This window comes from Methanospirillum stamsii (assembly GCF_003173335.1).
GTDB classification, from domain to species: Archaea; Halobacteriota; Methanomicrobia; order Methanomicrobiales; family Methanospirillaceae; genus Methanospirillum; species Methanospirillum stamsii.
In genome coordinates, this window is the sequence record NZ_QGMZ01000037.1 from 1 (window position 1) to 16,390 (window position 16,390).

The 16,390-nt window shown below is 44.1% G+C and carries 21 protein-coding genes; 6 read left to right on the forward strand and 15 right to left on the reverse strand.

All coding sequences use genetic code 11. From position 1 onward, the window contains the following. Positions 1 to 443: 443 nt before the first annotated feature. The 6 genes from DLD82_RS14035 to DLD82_RS14060 all read left to right on the forward strand — a co-directional run bounded on the left by DLD82_RS14035 (position 444) and on the right by DLD82_RS14060 (position 3,717). Positions 444 to 1,514 (forward strand): permease, encoded by a 1,071-nt coding sequence (locus DLD82_RS14035; RefSeq protein WP_109941784.1) that lies wholly within the window; start codon positions 444 to 446, stop codon positions 1,512 to 1,514. Between the two features lie 4 nt (positions 1,515 to 1,518). Further along, positions 1,519 to 1,659 (forward strand): hypothetical protein, encoded by a 141-nt coding sequence (locus DLD82_RS19215; RefSeq protein WP_245920456.1) that lies wholly within the window; start codon positions 1,519 to 1,521, stop codon positions 1,657 to 1,659. A gap of 221 nt (positions 1,660 to 1,880) precedes the next feature. Further along, entirely contained in the window at positions 1,881 to 2,120 is a 240-nt protein-coding gene (locus DLD82_RS14045; RefSeq protein WP_109941758.1) for a thioredoxin family protein, read from the forward strand. Continuing rightward, positions 2,120 to 2,575 (forward strand): putative zinc-binding protein, encoded by a 456-nt coding sequence (locus DLD82_RS14050; protein ID WP_109941759.1) that lies wholly within the window; start codon positions 2,120 to 2,122, stop codon positions 2,573 to 2,575. The genes DLD82_RS14045 and DLD82_RS14050 overlap by 1 nt, the downstream gene beginning before the upstream one ends. Next, positions 2,550 to 2,942: a putative zinc-binding protein gene (locus DLD82_RS14055; protein ID WP_245920457.1), complete on the forward strand. Its 393-nt coding sequence runs from the start codon at positions 2,550 to 2,552 to the stop codon at positions 2,940 to 2,942. The genes DLD82_RS14050 and DLD82_RS14055 overlap by 26 nt, the downstream gene beginning before the upstream one ends. 307 nt (positions 2,943 to 3,249) lie before the next feature. After that, complete coding sequence (locus tag DLD82_RS14060; protein ID WP_109941760.1) at positions 3,250 to 3,717, forward strand: C-GCAxxG-C-C family protein; 468 nt, start codon at positions 3,250 to 3,252, stop codon at positions 3,715 to 3,717. Here the strand turns inward: DLD82_RS14060 and DLD82_RS14065 are convergent. The 15 genes from DLD82_RS14065 to DLD82_RS14135 all read right to left on the reverse strand — a co-directional run bounded on the left by DLD82_RS14065 (position 3,702) and on the right by DLD82_RS14135 (position 16,388). Next, positions 3,702 to 4,823, reverse strand: coding sequence for a hypothetical protein (locus DLD82_RS14065; RefSeq protein WP_109941761.1), 1,122 nt, complete (start codon positions 4,821 to 4,823; stop codon positions 3,702 to 3,704). The genes DLD82_RS14060 and DLD82_RS14065 overlap by 16 nt on opposite strands. 220 nt (positions 4,824 to 5,043) lie before the next feature. Continuing rightward, positions 5,044 to 5,934, reverse strand: coding sequence for a hypothetical protein (locus tag DLD82_RS14070; RefSeq protein WP_109941762.1), 891 nt, complete (start codon positions 5,932 to 5,934; stop codon positions 5,044 to 5,046). Between the two features lie 96 nt (positions 5,935 to 6,030). Beyond that, a complete protein-coding gene (locus DLD82_RS14075; protein ID WP_109941763.1) occupies positions 6,031 to 6,807 on the reverse strand; it encodes a pyrroline-5-carboxylate reductase family protein in 777 nt (258 codons plus the stop codon). 699 nt (positions 6,808 to 7,506) lie between these two features. Continuing rightward, positions 7,507 to 8,082, reverse strand: a complete 576-nt coding sequence (locus DLD82_RS14080; protein WP_109941764.1) for a TIGR00296 family protein — start codon at positions 8,080 to 8,082, stop codon at positions 7,507 to 7,509. Between the two features lie 62 nt (positions 8,083 to 8,144). After that, positions 8,145 to 9,353 (reverse strand): NAD(P)/FAD-dependent oxidoreductase, encoded by a 1,209-nt coding sequence (locus DLD82_RS14085; protein ID WP_109941765.1) that lies wholly within the window; start codon positions 9,351 to 9,353, stop codon positions 8,145 to 8,147. After that, complete coding sequence (locus DLD82_RS14090; RefSeq protein WP_109941766.1) at positions 9,350 to 9,523, reverse strand: 4Fe-4S binding protein; 174 nt, start codon at positions 9,521 to 9,523, stop codon at positions 9,350 to 9,352. Before DLD82_RS14090 ends, DLD82_RS14085 begins: the two co-directional genes overlap by 4 nt. A 48-nt stretch (positions 9,524 to 9,571) precedes the next feature. Further along, positions 9,572 to 10,693: an endonuclease Q family protein gene (locus tag DLD82_RS14095; RefSeq protein ID WP_109941767.1), complete on the reverse strand. Its 1,122-nt coding sequence runs from the start codon at positions 10,691 to 10,693 to the stop codon at positions 9,572 to 9,574. 2 nt (positions 10,694 to 10,695) lie between these two features. After that, a complete protein-coding gene (locus tag DLD82_RS14100; RefSeq protein WP_109941786.1) occupies positions 10,696 to 11,451 on the reverse strand; it encodes a proteasome assembly chaperone family protein in 756 nt (251 codons plus the stop codon). 70 nt (positions 11,452 to 11,521) lie between these two features. Next, the gene (locus DLD82_RS14105; protein WP_109941768.1) at positions 11,522 to 11,671 is read right to left on the reverse strand and encodes an RNA-protein complex protein Nop10; all 150 of its coding nucleotides are present in this window, start codon (positions 11,669 to 11,671) and stop codon (positions 11,522 to 11,524) included. Continuing rightward, positions 11,668 to 12,462 carry a translation initiation factor IF-2 subunit alpha gene (locus DLD82_RS14110; protein WP_109941769.1) on the reverse strand — a complete coding sequence of 265 codons (795 nt, stop codon included), beginning with the start codon at positions 12,460 to 12,462 and terminating at the stop codon, positions 11,668 to 11,670. Before DLD82_RS14110 ends, DLD82_RS14105 begins: the two co-directional genes overlap by 4 nt. Before the next feature lie 7 nt (positions 12,463 to 12,469). After that, a complete protein-coding gene (locus tag DLD82_RS14115) occupies positions 12,470 to 12,658 on the reverse strand; it encodes a 30S ribosomal protein S27e (RefSeq protein WP_109941770.1) in 189 nt (62 codons plus the stop codon). 5 nt (positions 12,659 to 12,663) lie between these two features. Further along, a complete protein-coding gene (locus DLD82_RS14120; RefSeq protein ID WP_109941771.1) occupies positions 12,664 to 12,942 on the reverse strand; it encodes a 50S ribosomal protein L44e in 279 nt (92 codons plus the stop codon). A gap of 37 nt (positions 12,943 to 12,979) precedes the next feature. After that, a complete protein-coding gene (locus DLD82_RS14125) occupies positions 12,980 to 13,660 on the reverse strand; it encodes a hypothetical protein (RefSeq protein WP_109941772.1) in 681 nt (226 codons plus the stop codon). After that, positions 13,650 to 14,816, reverse strand: a complete 1,167-nt coding sequence (locus DLD82_RS14130) for a DNA primase small subunit domain-containing protein (protein WP_109941773.1) — start codon at positions 14,814 to 14,816, stop codon at positions 13,650 to 13,652. Before DLD82_RS14130 ends, DLD82_RS14125 begins: the two co-directional genes overlap by 11 nt. A gap of 3 nt (positions 14,817 to 14,819) precedes the next feature. After that, positions 14,820 to 16,388, reverse strand: a complete 1,569-nt coding sequence (locus tag DLD82_RS14135; protein ID WP_109941774.1) for a tRNA uridine(34) 5-carboxymethylaminomethyl modification radical SAM/GNAT enzyme Elp3 — start codon at positions 16,386 to 16,388, stop codon at positions 14,820 to 14,822. Positions 16,389 to 16,390 lie beyond the last annotated feature (2 nt).

A 16,390-nucleotide genomic window follows, 5' to 3' on the forward strand; every position in this document is an offset into this window, starting at 1 on the left:
GGAGGATTCTCCATATCCTCTCATTGACCCGACGGTGCTCACCGTAGGGTCGCGCGAAAATATATAAAGGTTTCTGTTTTGCCTCAAATGTTTTTCAATATTTAGTAACACACTCAATGTTGCAATCAATATGGGATTGGCTAAAGATCACTTTAATGGATAGTTATTGTTAAATAGTTCAACGACCCATTTCAATAAATGTTGAAACGTTCTGATGAACCATCAGATACCATTTGAGATGAATAAATCATGCCCTTTATGATGCCATTCCTTGGGTTTCCCCTGTATTTCATTATCGGGATAGTTGTTATCAGTGCTGTCATCATGCTTTTGATGATGTTTATCATGCGAAGAATGATCATGTGGGGTGGATGCTGCCCCTGCTGCTCTTGTCTTCAAAACGAACAATCAGAACAAAAAATTATGGAAAATCAGTGTTACAAATGATAGATATTATCACCGGAGCATTGCTTCTGGGATGGACAACCCTTGTTGCATACCTTACTGAACACGTAATTACCTGCCTTATCCCGGCTTTCTTTATCGCCGGAGGAATTGCTGCCTTTGTAAAGAAAGATGCAATTTTAAAATATTTCAGTCCTGATGCGAAGAAGTCTGTCAGTTTTGGTATCGCATCTGTATCCGGAACCGTTCTGGCGGTCTGTAGCTGTACTATTCTCCCGATGTTTGCTGGAATTCTGAAAAAAGGAAGTGGTATAGGTCCGGCAATCACCTTCCTCTACGCTGGTCCGGCGATTAATATCCTTGCTATTGTGTATTCTGCAAAAGTCCTTGGCCTTGATATCGGGATTGCCCGTGCTGTCTCTGCCATTCTTCTGTCAATAGTCATCGGCCTTATCATGGCAGCAATCTTTAAAGAGCATGATAATGAAGTCCGTGCAAATGCCAAAAAGAACCTTCGGTTTTCTTCCGGAGGCGAAGAACGACCAAAATGGGTTGTGTTGGCATTCTTTATCCTTCTGATTGCTATTCTACTGGTTGGAACATCACAACTTGATATCTTTATCCGGCTCCTTATAGTCTACTTCCTCTCTATGGCGATTGCATTTCTGCTTATTTATTATTTCAGCAGGGATGAAGTGACCGAATGGGGTTATGAGATTTGGGATCTGACCAAGAAGATCTTCCCCATCCTCGTTATCGGAACTTTTGCTCTCGGGGTACTTTCCTACTTTATCCCTCCGGAGACCTTTAAGCCATATATCGGCGATAATTCTCTCCTGGCAAACTTTACGGCTGCAGTTATCGGAGCAATACTCTACATGCCTACCCTGCTTGAAGTACCGGTGATCGGGACAACTCTTGGCTACCTTTCCGGGAACATGGCAAAAGGACCTGCACTTTCGCTTCTCCTGACCGGACCATCTATCAGTCTGCCAAGCCTCATGGTTCTCACCCGGATCATGGGACCTAAGAAGACCGGAGTATATGCTATCCTGGTCGTTCTCTTCTCTGCCATGGCCGGATTTATCTTTGGAAATATATGGGGATAGTCAGATGAGCATTGAGAAACCCTGTTGTCCGGCAGATGCACTCCGGAGGGTAAAAATGATCCCGGTAAACGGAATCCCAACAGGTATTACTATGCTGGATGAGATTATCGCTGAGGTGAAGGAGATGAATCTCTCCTCCGAATAGCAGATCAAGGAAATGCTTCTAAAGAAGGTGAAAGTATTCAATTACATCTCCAAAGGGGCTGATGAGATGTACGCAAAAGCCATTGTAGCGGAGTATAATAAAATCTTGAGATTGCCGCAATAGTCTCAGATCTTCAATCCCTTACAGGAACGGGATGTGTCTCGCTCTAAACAAAAGATGATATTCTTAAACGACAAAAGTATTTCAAATAAAGGTGAAATATGAAACTTGAAGTATTAGGAACCGGCTGTACAAAATGCAAACGTTTGTATGATAATGTGACCGATGCAGTAAAAAAATCAGGTATTCAGGCAGAAGTGGTGAAAGTTGAAGCACTGGAGGAGATTGTAAGCAGGGGTGTGATGATGACCCCGTCTCTGTTCCTGGACGGTGAAGAGGTTGTTGCCGGTCGGGTTCCAACCGTTAATGAGATTATGGAAATAATCAAGAGTAATGCATAATGGCAGAGCAGGCTCCTTGTACCTGTGGAAGTAATGAGAAGAACCGACTACTATTCCCCTGCTCCGGACAGGCAAATACCGGACAGATATCAAATCAGGCTGCGATTCAATTATCTGACGAAGGATATGGAAGTTTTGTCTGTACTGCCCTTCTTGCATCCGGATCAGAATCTCTTGCAGAACGTGCACGAAATGTAAATGAAGTCGTCGCCATTGACGGGTGTGGGATGGATTGTGCACGTAAGATCCTGGAGCAGGAAGGAGTTCCGGTCCATCAGCACCTGGTAGTGACCGATCTTGGTGTTGAAAAGAAGAGTGGAGATCGTTCATTTTCTTCGGATGAAGTTGAGTCAATCGCCTCTGCAGCCTGGAAAGGAGAAGGAAAAATTCAGGAATCAGAAACTGAAAAGAAAGTCTCTTCCGGTGGGTGTGACTGCGGCGGAAACTATTCTTGATCTCATTTTTATGCACTCCGATTCTAACACTACCATGGTGACCTGTTCTGGCATATCCAATGCTGGGAAACTTTCGACAAAGGTAAGTGAAATGCTACATCGGAGATGTCCCGGCCTTATTGAATGCTCTCTTGCTGCACGAAGTGATCCAGAAAAATTACATGATGTTCTCACCCATACCAAGAGAAAAGTCATCATTAATGGATGTTCTGACTGTTGCGGGAGGAAAAAACTTAAGGAACATGGATATGATCCGGATATTCATATTATCGCCACCGAATGCGGCATTGTAAAGAACGGTATGGAAGATCCACGATTTGATGAGATTGAACTCCTGACCTCAGTTGTCAGGGAAAAACTCCGGTGATACCAGATTACTTGTGATGAGTTCTCTTTTTGTTTATAACACCAAAAAGCAGAAATGAGGGATTTGAACAGAGTACACGGTAAGCAGTCAGGTATCCCTTAGTTACATTGAAGGATTGTTTAACTTCAGTCTTTCATATATACGATGAACCTTCTTGCGGAATGAGGGGAGAGATTTCAGGCTAACCCAGGCAGTATCACTGGCCCTGATTTGTTATCAGTGCCAATAAATTCATGAATATCATGATAATTCTCAAATTTTCAGACATAATGAAAAACTTATCAAATCCCTGAAAGATATCTTTTGTATGAAATCAGATCCCGTAACTTCAGCAGCAGATCTTTTTGCTCAGGGATATAACTGTTCACAGTCAGTTTTTACAGCTTTCGCTGAAGAAAATGGATTGGATCCGGCCATAGCATTAAAAATTGCAACCAGTTTTGGAGGAGGAATCGGTCGGACAGGAAATGTCTGTGGAGCAGTTTCAGGCGCTATTCTAGCCATTGGACTCATTCATGGGATGGATTCACTTCAGGAGTCCGGAAAAAAGGAACAGTGTTATGCTCTTGATCAGGAATTTATACAGAAATTCACCGCAAAATTTGGATCAATTGAGTGCACAAAACTGCTTGGATATAATCTTGGAATCCCGGCCGAACGAGAAGAAGCAGGAAAGAAAGGAGTCATAAAACATATCTGTCCGGGGCTTGTGAAAGGAGCAGCAGAAATTCTTGAGGAATTACTGAAAAAGGATAAAGATTACAGGAAAACCTGAACCAGGATGATTATTCCCATAACGAGCATAATAACCCCGATGGCAATCCTCAAGAGGCCCTTTCTCTCATCTCTCCATGAATTCAGTTTTTCAGGTGAAAGTCCAAAGAGCACTAGAAGAAGAATTGCTAACAGCGGAAGCACAACTACGACATTATACGCAAGAAGATAGATTATTCCGGACGAGAAATCCTGGTATATCATCCCGAGAATTGAGATATATATCCCGACCGTGCAGGCCATACCATAAAGGCCGGTAAGGGCTCCGACAATAAATCCTGCCGGAACACTTGCAATCTTCAGGTACTTCGATATGGAACTCTTCTTTGACTGGGGAATGGAGAAGAGTGCTTTTGGATTTTTTACAAAACCGTCTTTTATCTGGAACAGTCCGGCAATTATTGCAATAATACCTGCTGCTATCAGGAATATCTGTGCAACCCCCGGAATCTGGATGACTGAGAAGATAGCAAATCCGGATAAAACCCTGATCAGGAAAAATGCAATGATGTATGCAGATCCTACCAGAAGAATAGTTTTTCTGGAGTCTACCGCCATAAGTGATACGAGCAGAAGGGCAAGGACTAACAGGCCACATGGGTTGAACCCTTCTCCCAGAGCCGCCAGAAGCAGGATCATAGGATTTACAGTAATGGTCTCTGTTGAGGCAGTTATATCCGGGATCAACGCATCATTTCCCTGAACCTGAAATTCCTGTACCTTCTGTTCAAAATCTGAAAAAATAACGTCCTCGCCAATAAGCACCTCATCTCCGATGAAAACCACTGGTACGAATAACTTTTCTTTTGGATGCATCTTTCTGAATGACTCAAAAAGGAGAATGTCATCCTGGTTATCGCCGATATTGTGATATTGAATCAGAATATCAGGGTGGGCAGTACCATATTCCTCAATATAAGGCATTACTTTATGGCATGAACTGCAAAGCGGAGTGTAAAAGAAATGTATTGCTGTTGGATCAGGAGTGTTGGCAGATGAATTTACAGGATCAACTGCAGTTACTCCGGTGACAAGAAGGAGGAAAGCAAAAAAAAGTATTGCGGAATAAGATATCTTCCGGTGAGAAAATCGGTCTGATATAATCATGCATGTACCATCTATCTTTACTAAAATCTCTTTTATGGTCTTATAATAGGCCTTACCCTACCTGAATAGAACTATTGTTATAGATATAACGATTTGAAATGCTTAATATCTGGCTTGTTTTTATTAACAATACAATAATCCGAATCACCTTTTGGAAACTAAAATTTTGCTCTCATTCTTATCCGAATACCTTGTAATTGAACTAGGAAATAAATTTTTTTTAATTTTTATGCACTGCAGCCCAGCATTCTGCACACCCGATAAAAGAATCATCATCGGGAGTTGCTAGAGATATTTTTCCACCACCAGAATATACATCTCCCTTTCCGGTGAGAAGATTTGGATCAATTACCATGGTGAGGTCATAGGCGCCATAATCCAGATCTGAAGGAATGTTATATGACAAAATGAAAGTTTTCTTTTCACCGCTCATCATTGGTGAAATCTGTGCCTCCTCTGGGGTAAGCATTCTTTCTCCCAGGTAAGCATCCACCTGTACCGGTGTAATAGAAGTATCATCTTCTCCCTGATTTGTGACAATAACTTCAGGTTTTATCAATGAACCAGGAGACGACCATATATAATCAGATGAAACAATGATATCTTCAATAACATACCGTGATTTGTTTGTTGTGTCCATTGTGTGGGAATCATACCATGAATCTAAATCAGCAATTGATTTTGAAGAACCTGGTAATTCTACGGTTTTTGCAGAGGAAATATATGGAGCACACAATGTAGGAAACTTATCATTCATATTCGTTCCAGCCTGCACCGTAATAGTTTCAGGATCTGATCCAAGGGGGATTTGTCCGTAAATTGGAATTATTGTCTGACCGTCAGAAGCAGGTTTCACCTGCCCATAACCAATTAACTGAGCATCCGTACATGATGCATCTTTTACGAACAGTCCGGCGGTTATTGGTCTGATACTTGACTGAACACTGTCCGGAAGAATGATCTGTGCAATTATCATGCCATCGTCAAGTTTTAACTCATCAATAATCAAGACTTCTGACTGTTTTGCATCAAACGCAAAAACCGAAGAAGAACTACAGATAAGAATTACAATAAAAACTGCAATAATCCGGTAATAAAATGAAGGAATCATATATATTGAACTCCATTTCCAGTGATTGAAGTACCTCAGACTATTTTGAACATCTCATCCTTAAGAAGTTGCTTCTTTCAACTACAAAATGAAAAATTAGGATGTAAGTTTCTCATATAACCCGGATAGGGTTTGATTATACATCCCCCTGATGGTCTCTTCATCTCCGGCAAGGGGTTTTACCGGAACAAGATCCATGACTGCTTCCGGAGTCAGGTTCGAGTCTTTCATGGTTTTTACTGCTCCTTCTGTCATTGAATAAACCGCACGACTGGCATCAGCCGGGGAAAGACCAAATGTCTGAGCAAGACGGGTAAGTTCAGCCAGCTGGAACCAGAGATACGTCGGGCCCATTGCAGTGATGACTGCATATGCCTCAAGAGTGTCTTCAGGAACTTCAGGCATCTGCCCAAGCGGAGCCATGAGAACGGTGAATTTTTTCCGGATAGTTTCCGGACATGCTGGTCCAAATGCTACCGGATTATATCCTTCATTGACATAAGAGGCAGCATTTGGGATCATACGGATGACAGGACGCGATGTTCCTGTGAACTGGTTGATGATTGCAGTTTTTATTTTCGGTGCCAAAGATACGATGGCAGTCTTTTCACCAAGGAAGGGAGCAATTTTTTGGAGTACTTCTCCAACCACCGGCGGATGAAGGCTGATAAACAAAAAATCAACGCTGCTAATTGATTCGTCAACCTGGTTTTTTTGTTCGATGGTGGGGAATGTTTCTGCAAGTTTTTTCAGGACATCGGGATTGGTATCTGTTACGATGATTCGTTCCGGAAGGCAGTTCTTTCTGGCAAGGCCTTCAAGGAGAATCCGGGTTACCCGACCGGCTCCGATACAGGCGATAGTAGTGGACATGGTCACATCACCAAAGGTTCAAAATATATTGAATCTTCCAAGTATTAATAATAGAGGATTACCTTACAGAAAAATTGTTTTTTTGGGTATTACCCAATTGTCACGAAAGAATTCAGCTAAAACTTGATAACTGACGATAACTATTCAACAGTTAGAGTGATTTTATTCGCTAATGAATAAGCATAACAGGAATAAACGCAAATCCGAAGGATTTTTTACTTCAGTTATAAGATAGAACACTACTGAATTTTTTATCCAAAACAATCAAAAGGGCGGGAGAATTCTACAAAGGGCGGGACTTCCCGCCGGAATATATGCCTTCAGATTAGAAAAAAGAAGAATTATTGGTCATAAAAGGGGTGCCAGGATCACTGAGGGCGGGAGATCAATCTGCACACAAGTATAGATATACCGATTTTTACGCCCCATACGTACCCAGATTATCCCGCCCTTAGAGATATATATAAAAATTATTTTTATTATTACTATTATTTTTAGATTCTAAGCACTCCCTGATGACTTTGACAGGGCGGGACTTCCCGCCTTTTCCAGGTTTTCTTCCGCCCTCCCGCCCTCATCATCCTAATCAGCATCATGTGACCCATCAGGGGAGTGAATACCATGAGGACACCTCTCACTATCAGATGACGACAACAAGTACTCCTCACAATTCTTCCTTCCATAATGCCATTACTATTCTTACTTAAGCGATACTTTTTTTTCCGAAAAAATCTGTCCTTCAAAGGTGGATATCTGAACAGATGGTTCACGCCAGCAATCTCTCGGAAGACCTGCTTTTATACAGGTATGATCTAAAAATTCCGTAACATTCCATCCCCATTCAACCGGAACTTGCGGAAGGAGAAGGCCTGATCTGCCATATCCCTGTACAATAAGCCCGTGTTTTCCGACCTCAATCCTGGCCGGACGATCTGCCGGAGATACATCCAGGACTTCCGGTTCAGTAAGGACTGTCACTTCAACCAGGATATCAGGAATTTCTTTGGCGGTTACCGGAGGGAACCTGGGATCTCCGGTCGCTGCTGAACAGGCAGCTTCACGGATTGCATCTTTTAGTGGCATAACCGCATGGGGAAATCCAATACATCCACGAAGATCCCCCCTCTTGGTAAGGGTAACAAACACACCCCTTTTCCGGCTGAAAACCAGAGGAAACTCAGGTTCTTTGTATGGTGTCCTAACTACATGTTCCAGGAGAACATTACGTGCATGCTCTAGGGCACATTCTCCTTCTGCAGGAGTAAGAAGATCCATACCAGACTCATGATATCTGACAATATAAATTATTCAGGATAACCATAAGAAAAGGAAAAAAGTTAAAATGAATCAATCAGGTTTTTAAGACCTGCTTTTCCCAATTTTAATGCTACTTTCGGATTTGCAGTAATAATATTTTTTATTAAATTGAGAGTATTAAAGTCGGACATGTTCATTTTTGCAACCGAATGGATGATTGCATTCAGATCATCATCATTTAGTTTAACAAAGACTTCTTTTATCTGATAATTTCTCTCAAGCGCTTTTCCGAGGTATGATTCTCTCCAGGTCTTGTCATACGGCATCAGATTCCGGGAAGATGTATCTCCCTTCTCAAGACCTTTTGCTCCGACTTCTCCGGCAAGTTTTCCGGTGTAAAGCGCAGCATAGATACCTCCACCAGTGAGTGGATCAGAGACACGGGCAGCATCACCAACAATCATCAGATTATCTGCTACCGTGCAGGGAAGCGGCTGACAGATTGATACTCCCCCGACGATGAGTTCTATGGTTTTACCGTCCGGGAAATAACTCTTAACAAACCGGTTCAGATAATCTATCGGTCTGTTGCCGGGTTTACACCGATCTCCACCGACCCCGATACCCACATTGGCCGTCTTCTCTCCTTTTGGAAAAATCCAGACATATCCACCGGGTGCAACATCATTGCCAACGAAAAATTCTGTTGCATGGGGATCGATATCAATTCCGGTCATCAGGTACTGGGCACAGGTCTCCATCTCGCGGAGTGGAACGGTTGTATCAATACCACACCATCTTGAAAATTTCGACTCAACACCATCTGCTGCAATGGTAAGACGTGCACGAACTTCATGGGAGGTTCCATTTTGTTCCAGTATTGCTCCCTTAATGGCACCGTTTTCCATCAGAGGAGAAACAGCACGGGTCTTTACCTGAACTTCTGCTCCTGCTCCTGCAGCCTGCCAGATAAGATCCCTATCAAAGATCTTCCGGTGAAGAACATAACCGACTTCAGAACCAGCTCTCTCCGGTTCAAGTTCCATCTTAAACCCGTCAGGGGCAATAATATCGGCTTTGTCTATCTCGGCAGCAATCCACCGGTCTTCAGGTTTAAAAAATTCATGGAGAAGTTTTTTTCCAACACCCTCGGCACAACGAACAGGAACACCAATAGCAGGTCTTTTTTCTGTAAGGAGGACAGAATATCCCTTTTCAGCAAAGGTCTTCGCGGCATATGCCCCGCCCGGACCTCCACCCACTACCAGGACATCATACTCGCGCTTCATTTTTTAGCCTCCAGAGCCCCAAGAGGACAGACACGGACACATAATCCACAGTTTATACAAGTATTCGTATCGATATCCAGATAGGCATCGACAAGTTCCAGTGCCCCTTCCGGACAAACCGAAACACAACAGCCGCAATAGGCACAGATTTCCCGATGAACCTCGATCATTCCGTATATGGTTAGCGCGAAATCCTTTAATGATTCGGGTCTGAACTTTTAGATCCCTTCAATAACAAATGACCCATATTGGCCTCCGCCCCCAGGATGGAGCACAATCCGGCCTTCACGAAAAGAAGTAACTGCTCTGCCAAGAAGAGGATTGATTTTACTGATTTCATCCGGTGTAATCCGGGTAAGAATGCTGATTTCATCCCCGAGTTGTTCGATACACTGGCGGTATAGATCCTGACAGCGCCGGGTGTTCGGACTTTTTGTATTCAGGATACGCTGAATAATTTCAGAAAGCGGGATGAGATGTAGATAGGGAGGTCTTGTTGAGATAACTTCGGATGAGAGTGATTTTGCACGATCAAATACTCCCTTTTTTATTCTGCCGCCATCTTCTGGACATTTCCAGGATAGAGCAGATGCTTCCTCGTATGAATACTGGACATAACACCGGCTGCATGCAGTCCGGTTATACTTTCCTTCTTCAGGAAAAAACCCGACATTCATAGAGATATTTCCCTTCTGCACGGCATCGAGGACACCCTGTTCATCATCGTTTGCAATATCAAGGATGGTAAATTCCCGTCCAAGTTTGGAAGGTTCAGGGCTGTGTGCATCAGAATTGGTAAGAAAAGGAATGGTAGCGAGTTCTGAAATTCCAGCTCCATAGCTGCTTTCAGCAGAAAGACCAAGTTCCAGGAGATCGACCCGTTCATCACCATAACATGATGAAAGAGAGTCATGTCCCGCATACACGGATGTGTAAGGAGTAAACGCATGAGCCGGGCCCCCTATTCCCCCTACCGCATGGACATGTGAGAGTATCTCTTCTCCGGTGAGTTTTACCCGTGGACGTCCATTTGATTCAATATCTTTACAAAAGGGTGAAAATCTTGATGCCAGATCTGATGCGGCATCATAATCAGGGAGAAAAATCAGGTGATGAACCCTTCCGAGCCCTTCAACTTCAGTCGTTGGCAGGACCAGGATGTCATCGGATATTGTGGTCTCCTGCCACATCCGCCTCCATTCCGGATGAAGAATATCTCCTGTCCCGATAACAGAAATTCCCTTTACTCTGCAGCCTTTGATGATCTCTTCCGGCACCATCCGGGGAGACGATGCCATCGAAAAACATGAATGGATATGGAGGTCTGCTGCACGCTGCATGGTCAGCCAATGTATGAAAGTTCTTCCTCAGACTTTTTTTCCTGTTCCAGAAGTCGTTGGAGTACTACTTCCATCTCACCTGCCCGTTCAGTAAGCTTCGCATCATCAATCTCTATTGATAGAAGTTTGGTGAGGACTGAAAGAACATTGGTTGCACTTTTTGGATCAACGAGATATCCGGATGTCTCTCCCATAAGGCAGATCCCTTCTATGCCGAGGGGAATCGAAAGACCAAGCATAAGACCTGCTGCACCAATGATGCCACCTCCCGGTTCACCCTCACTAAAAATGCCTCCGGCATCTTCAACTTCCTTACGGAGGTCCGGGCGGTTTACTGCAGCAATAACCCGGCTCACCTCGTTGAAGTGTCCGACACCATATCCGCCGATGGTAAATATTCGTTTTACACCAAGCTCATGGGCAATATCCACGTAGACCTGGGAGAGAAGATAATGACCTTCTCCTGAAGTACTCTGGAAATCTCCAACCAGAAAGAGAAATGTCCCTTTCTCTCCAGAATACCGAAATATTTCGTTATTACAGACCCTGACAGAACCATCTTCGTTGATAATTACCTGGGGCGGGAAATAAATTGAGGTAATTTCAGCAATCCGGACCGCCCCAAGTTCATGAATCATGTGTTCTGCAACAAGTTTTCCCACATGTCCTATTCCAGGCAGTCCTTCAATAAATATTGGCGCCGTCCGGTCTTCAGGAGCAATTGTATCGTCAAATCGTATGGTTATATCTTCCATCATCGGAGTAATCCCTAAATTATACCAAAACTCTGATTTGGTTATTATATTATGATAAATAAAAATGAAAATCTCAACTAACCTGTCTCCGGTATAATCCATACTTGTCTTCAGGAGAATAACGGGCAGGATGAGGAGTTATTGTGGGGTTTCCACAATGGGAACATATTTCAGAAAGAGTATAGGTTTTGTCAGTTGGGCAGTACCTGATTCGCCCTTTCATGCATGCTTCCCGGATTTGGCTTTCCGGCTGAATTTTCCTTCGCCGCCGGCACGTTTCAGAACGCCTGTCGCTGCACTTGAAGCCTTTTCCAAGGCTTTTTCAGCATCTTTGTAATTTGATGCGATAACCTTGATACGGTAATTCGGAGCACCAAGATAGGTAATCTCAATCTCAGCTCCGTCAACCTTAGGTTCAGCACTACGAAGAGCACGTCTGATAATATTAACTCCGTCAGACTTGGTTGACCGGAGGAAAAGGTCTCCTGCAATAGTAACCGAGGGAAGTTTGACATTCTCTGTGGCGATGGTATAGAGACTATCAGCCAGTTTTGAATCAATCTTCAATTTATTGAGTGCATCTCTGCCTTCAGTAACAAAGTCTTCGAATGCAGAATAGAGGTCACCATATTCACGATATAATGAACTGGCAATATCATGTGCTGCATCTGCCTGTCCTGCAGCCTCGGCAGCAAAACCAATCCACTTTTTCGCCTTGGACTCATTCTTCCAGACTCGGATCTTATCCCGGCGTTGATGCTCATTAACATCCTTCAGAGAGAGATCAATGTGACCCTTTTGTGGATCTACGTTCAGTACTTTGCATACAACCTTCTGACCTTCCCTGATATGGTCCCTGATGTACTTAATCCATCCACGAGCCACCTCAGCGATAGGGATCAGTCCCTCCCGGTTGTTGTATTCGTCAAGCGTGACAAACGCTACGAAATCTTTTACATTCTGAACTGAACAGACGACAAGTTCACCCTGTTCAGGCCACTCTCTCTCCTGCATCCGGCACTCACTCAAATGCAGTTATAATCTCTGCTTTGATTTGTGCTTTTCCACCGGTCGGAGTGGCAAGGTTTGAACCACACACAATACAGTTGACCTGGGTGCATGCCCGATCAAAGATTATCTGTTCATTTTCACAGTCAGGGCATTTTACCTTGACAAATTTGCTTCGGTTTTCGCGTTTTAATTGTACCATAATAATTACTCCGTAAGTTCGAATTTTCCTACTCTGAAACCGGGTCTCAAGTGTGCTTTTTTACAGGCAGTACACCGGTACCGGATATTTACTTTCTTGGTCGGCTTGTCGCCACCAGGGACTTTCGAGAATTTACCCATGTTACCGACCTGTCCTCTTCTTGCTTTCTGGCGATCAATCCAGTGAAGACCGGTGGTTTTTCCTTTTTTTACCTTCTCTACTTCGTGCACCTGATGACTGTGGCAAAAGGGACAATATGTGCGGAATTTTGTTGGCATCTTCATAATATGGTCACTCCTCGTCTATAGAATACCTACATCATTAGCCCGGATGGATATTTAAGACTATGTCGCGTTCAACCAGAACTTGCGCATTTCGTGAGGGGAGAGTAAGAATATCTCCCACCATCAACTCATATGTCCGTCCGTCAATACCCATAAAAGGTTCCATACTGGAAAGCGCCTGTACAATATCATAGACAAAAGGAGCGTCAGATTGCGATTTTATATCAGGGTCTGAAACAATATCGCCATCTGCGCGGATATCCCCCAATTCATCTTCAGGCGCACAGGCATCATGAATTTGAACCCCACCTGCTGTAGCTCCCCTGACATTGAAACCTCCCCAGGCCTTCCATTCAATAAGCTGACTCCTGCATTGCCTGATAGCACCGACTATCTGATTAAACATCTCCAGTTCAGCCGGGATAAGTGCCCGCAGTTCTTCCCGTTCAATGTATGAACCTTCTGCCTGGCTGGTAGCAAGTCCGACGATCTTATCGGTTCTTATTTTAAATAATTCTTCAATAGTGGTCCGGAGACTGGCGACTTTTTCAATGAGCAACCTTGCTTCGTCAGAAAACGGATCCTCAAATGCATATACTTCCTGCTGAAGGGATTTGATACCGGTCGATGTTTTTAAAAAAAGATCAGGAGATATGGTTGTCAATTCACCACTATCCCGCTCTTCAAGAAGAATTGTTCTTATCTCATCAAGAAGCACTACCCGGTTCACCTCCGATTTCAGCCATCCCCCTGGCGCAAAGGTATACAGCAACAGCTTCAGGAACTTTGGTCTTTCCTTTGGTTATATCATACTGGGAACCGAGGAGGCTGAATGAGTATTCTTTATGTGCTTCCACCGGCACCTCCCGCTCACCAAATGCCACCGCATCTATAAGGGGGTCAAAATCCGGTAATTCTTTGAGATCAAGGGATACTACTTTAAATCCGGACTTTGCATGGAGAGAACCGGGCAGACGGATAAGCCTTCGGGTATCAGTGGTTACCGGTTCATCGACCTGAATTGATGCCTCCTTTATCAGAGGGAGAAGCGGACTCTCCTTTTCGGTAACCAGGGCATTTAAAATCGTTTTTACGGTCTGGTCGCGGAGCAGAATTGATGAGGGACTTGTCCTGAGCAAGGGGAGAAGGTCTGGAATCATACCGGAGAACCTGTCTGCGGTTACCTGTCCAACCCCACGAAGGGACGATAGTTCTGATTTTATATCCTTTGCAGATTTTTTTGACAGATCTTCAAGGTATCCGGTGAGAATATTCCTATACCTCTCATGCCAGCCTGACCGGGAAGCACCCCATTCGTCCAGAAGAACAGATGGGCTGATTCCGTTTCCACACAGGTAATCAACAATTTCCCGACGCTCTGCAGAACCAAAGTCACGAAACCCGAGCTCCTGTATGTGAATATGATATCCTCTTCCACCGGAAAAAACCAGCTTTACGGTTCGCATATCAATTCCAAGTTCATTTTCGAGAACTTCAAGAAGTTTTTCTGTTTCAGCCTTTATTCTTTTTAGCATCTCTTCAAATGAACCACGAACAATGTGATCTGCATCAAGATCAAAGATAAGATCAGCCCCAAGCCAGTCCTTATCAGCCATCGTCGGAGCCTGGGGAGTCCGGTAATAAGCCGTTGAATAATATGCATGAGCAGGGACCAGACTTTTTACATACTCCTGCAAGTCATCATTACTGGAAAACCCGATATGCCGCCTCATCCGGATATCATCAGGATAATTCTCATCAAAAAATATAAAGCCGAATTCCCGCTCCTTCACAGACGCAGGAGGAGAGATCCGCTTTTTTTGATAATAATCTGTAAACCGCTGTTTAATGAACATCCGGGTTGCAGGTTTCATGCATCACAAATCCTTAACCATATAGGGGCCTTCTCGTAAATAGCCAAGTTTCCGGTAATATGGTCTGACACCAATACCTGCCATTATTGCAACCCGGCTATAACCGGCTTCATGTGCAATCTCTTCAGCTTTAGAAAGAAGCCTGGTGCCATACCGACGGTGTTGCAACTCTTCACCTTTTCCTTCCTGGCCGATGGGAACAACCATCCCGTACACATGAAGCTCACGGATGAACGCTGCATGCTCTGTTTCCGGTCTCCAAGGGTCTTTGGGAAACCGGAGCCGGGCAAAACCGACGAGCGAATCATCACAATCAAATGAGATAAAAAATTCCTGCCCGTTGCAACATTCATATTGCAGAACATGAAGTTCAGGAGTTGCATCTGATCGTCTCCTGCCAATTTCCCTGCACCGGATACAAGAGCACCGTTTTCCTTTCTGATGCAGACGTGTCTTTGCCAGTTCCCGGAAATTTGAGTGTGGTGAACCGGCTACAATTTTATCTGCAGGAATATCACGCTGTACACGCTGGAGCCTGCAATATGGTGCAATTTCAAATTTTGCATCAGCTACAAGGTCTATGAGGATATCCTCATCATAGGGAGCATATTCCCCCGCATTATACAGATCTTCTATCTTCGATCCTGGAGTTACGAGTGTGGGGTATATTTTCAGAAAATCCGGTCTGAACCTTGGATCAGCAAAGAGATCATGAAACATCTGCCGGTCTGCATGAAGAGTACTTCCAGGCAGATTTGGCATCATGTGAAAACCTACTTTGAGACCTGCGTCACGAAGCAGAGTATTTGCTTCAACCGCATCAGCAACAGTGCAGCCCCGCATGTTCCGGGTCAGGATTTCATCATCAAGGTGCTGAACACCGACCTCGACCTTGGTCACCCCGAGCTGTAACATCAGGTCAATGTGTTCTTTTCTGCACCAGTCCGGACGGGTTTCAAAAGTATTTGCAACGCATCTGACTGTTGAAGTCTCATTTCTTGCAAATATTTCCTCAAGAGATTTGTCAGGAAGTGTATTATCGGGGTATTCATTCATGGCACGAATGCATTCGGAAACAAACCATTCCTGGTAAGAAGGTTCCCGTGCCGTCATCGTGCCTCCCATCACAATCAATTCCGCTTTATCAACGTGATGACCCAGTTCCTCAAACTGACTCAGTCGTGCATGAACCTGATCATATGGGATAAAAGAATGGGCAAATGCTCTCCTGGCCGCGGGTTCGCCCCCGGTATAACTCTGTGGAGATTGAAATTGCGAATCAGGACCTCCCGGACAAGGAAGACAGATACCATGAGGACAGGGAGCAGGCGAAGTCATTACAGCCACCGGCGCTACCCCGGAAAGGGTTCTGGAGGGTTTAACTAAAAGAACAGGACGAAGTAATTCTTTCTCCTCTGGTGTTGCAAAGGCCAGTATTTCAGAATTACGTGGCACCACATTGAGGCGATGCTTTTTGCAAATAGTCTTGACTATTTTGCGCAATTCCCGCTCCCCCGGAGGAGTTGATAGAAGGAGAGAGATCATCTCCCGGCAGGCGGGGGCTATATCCATGA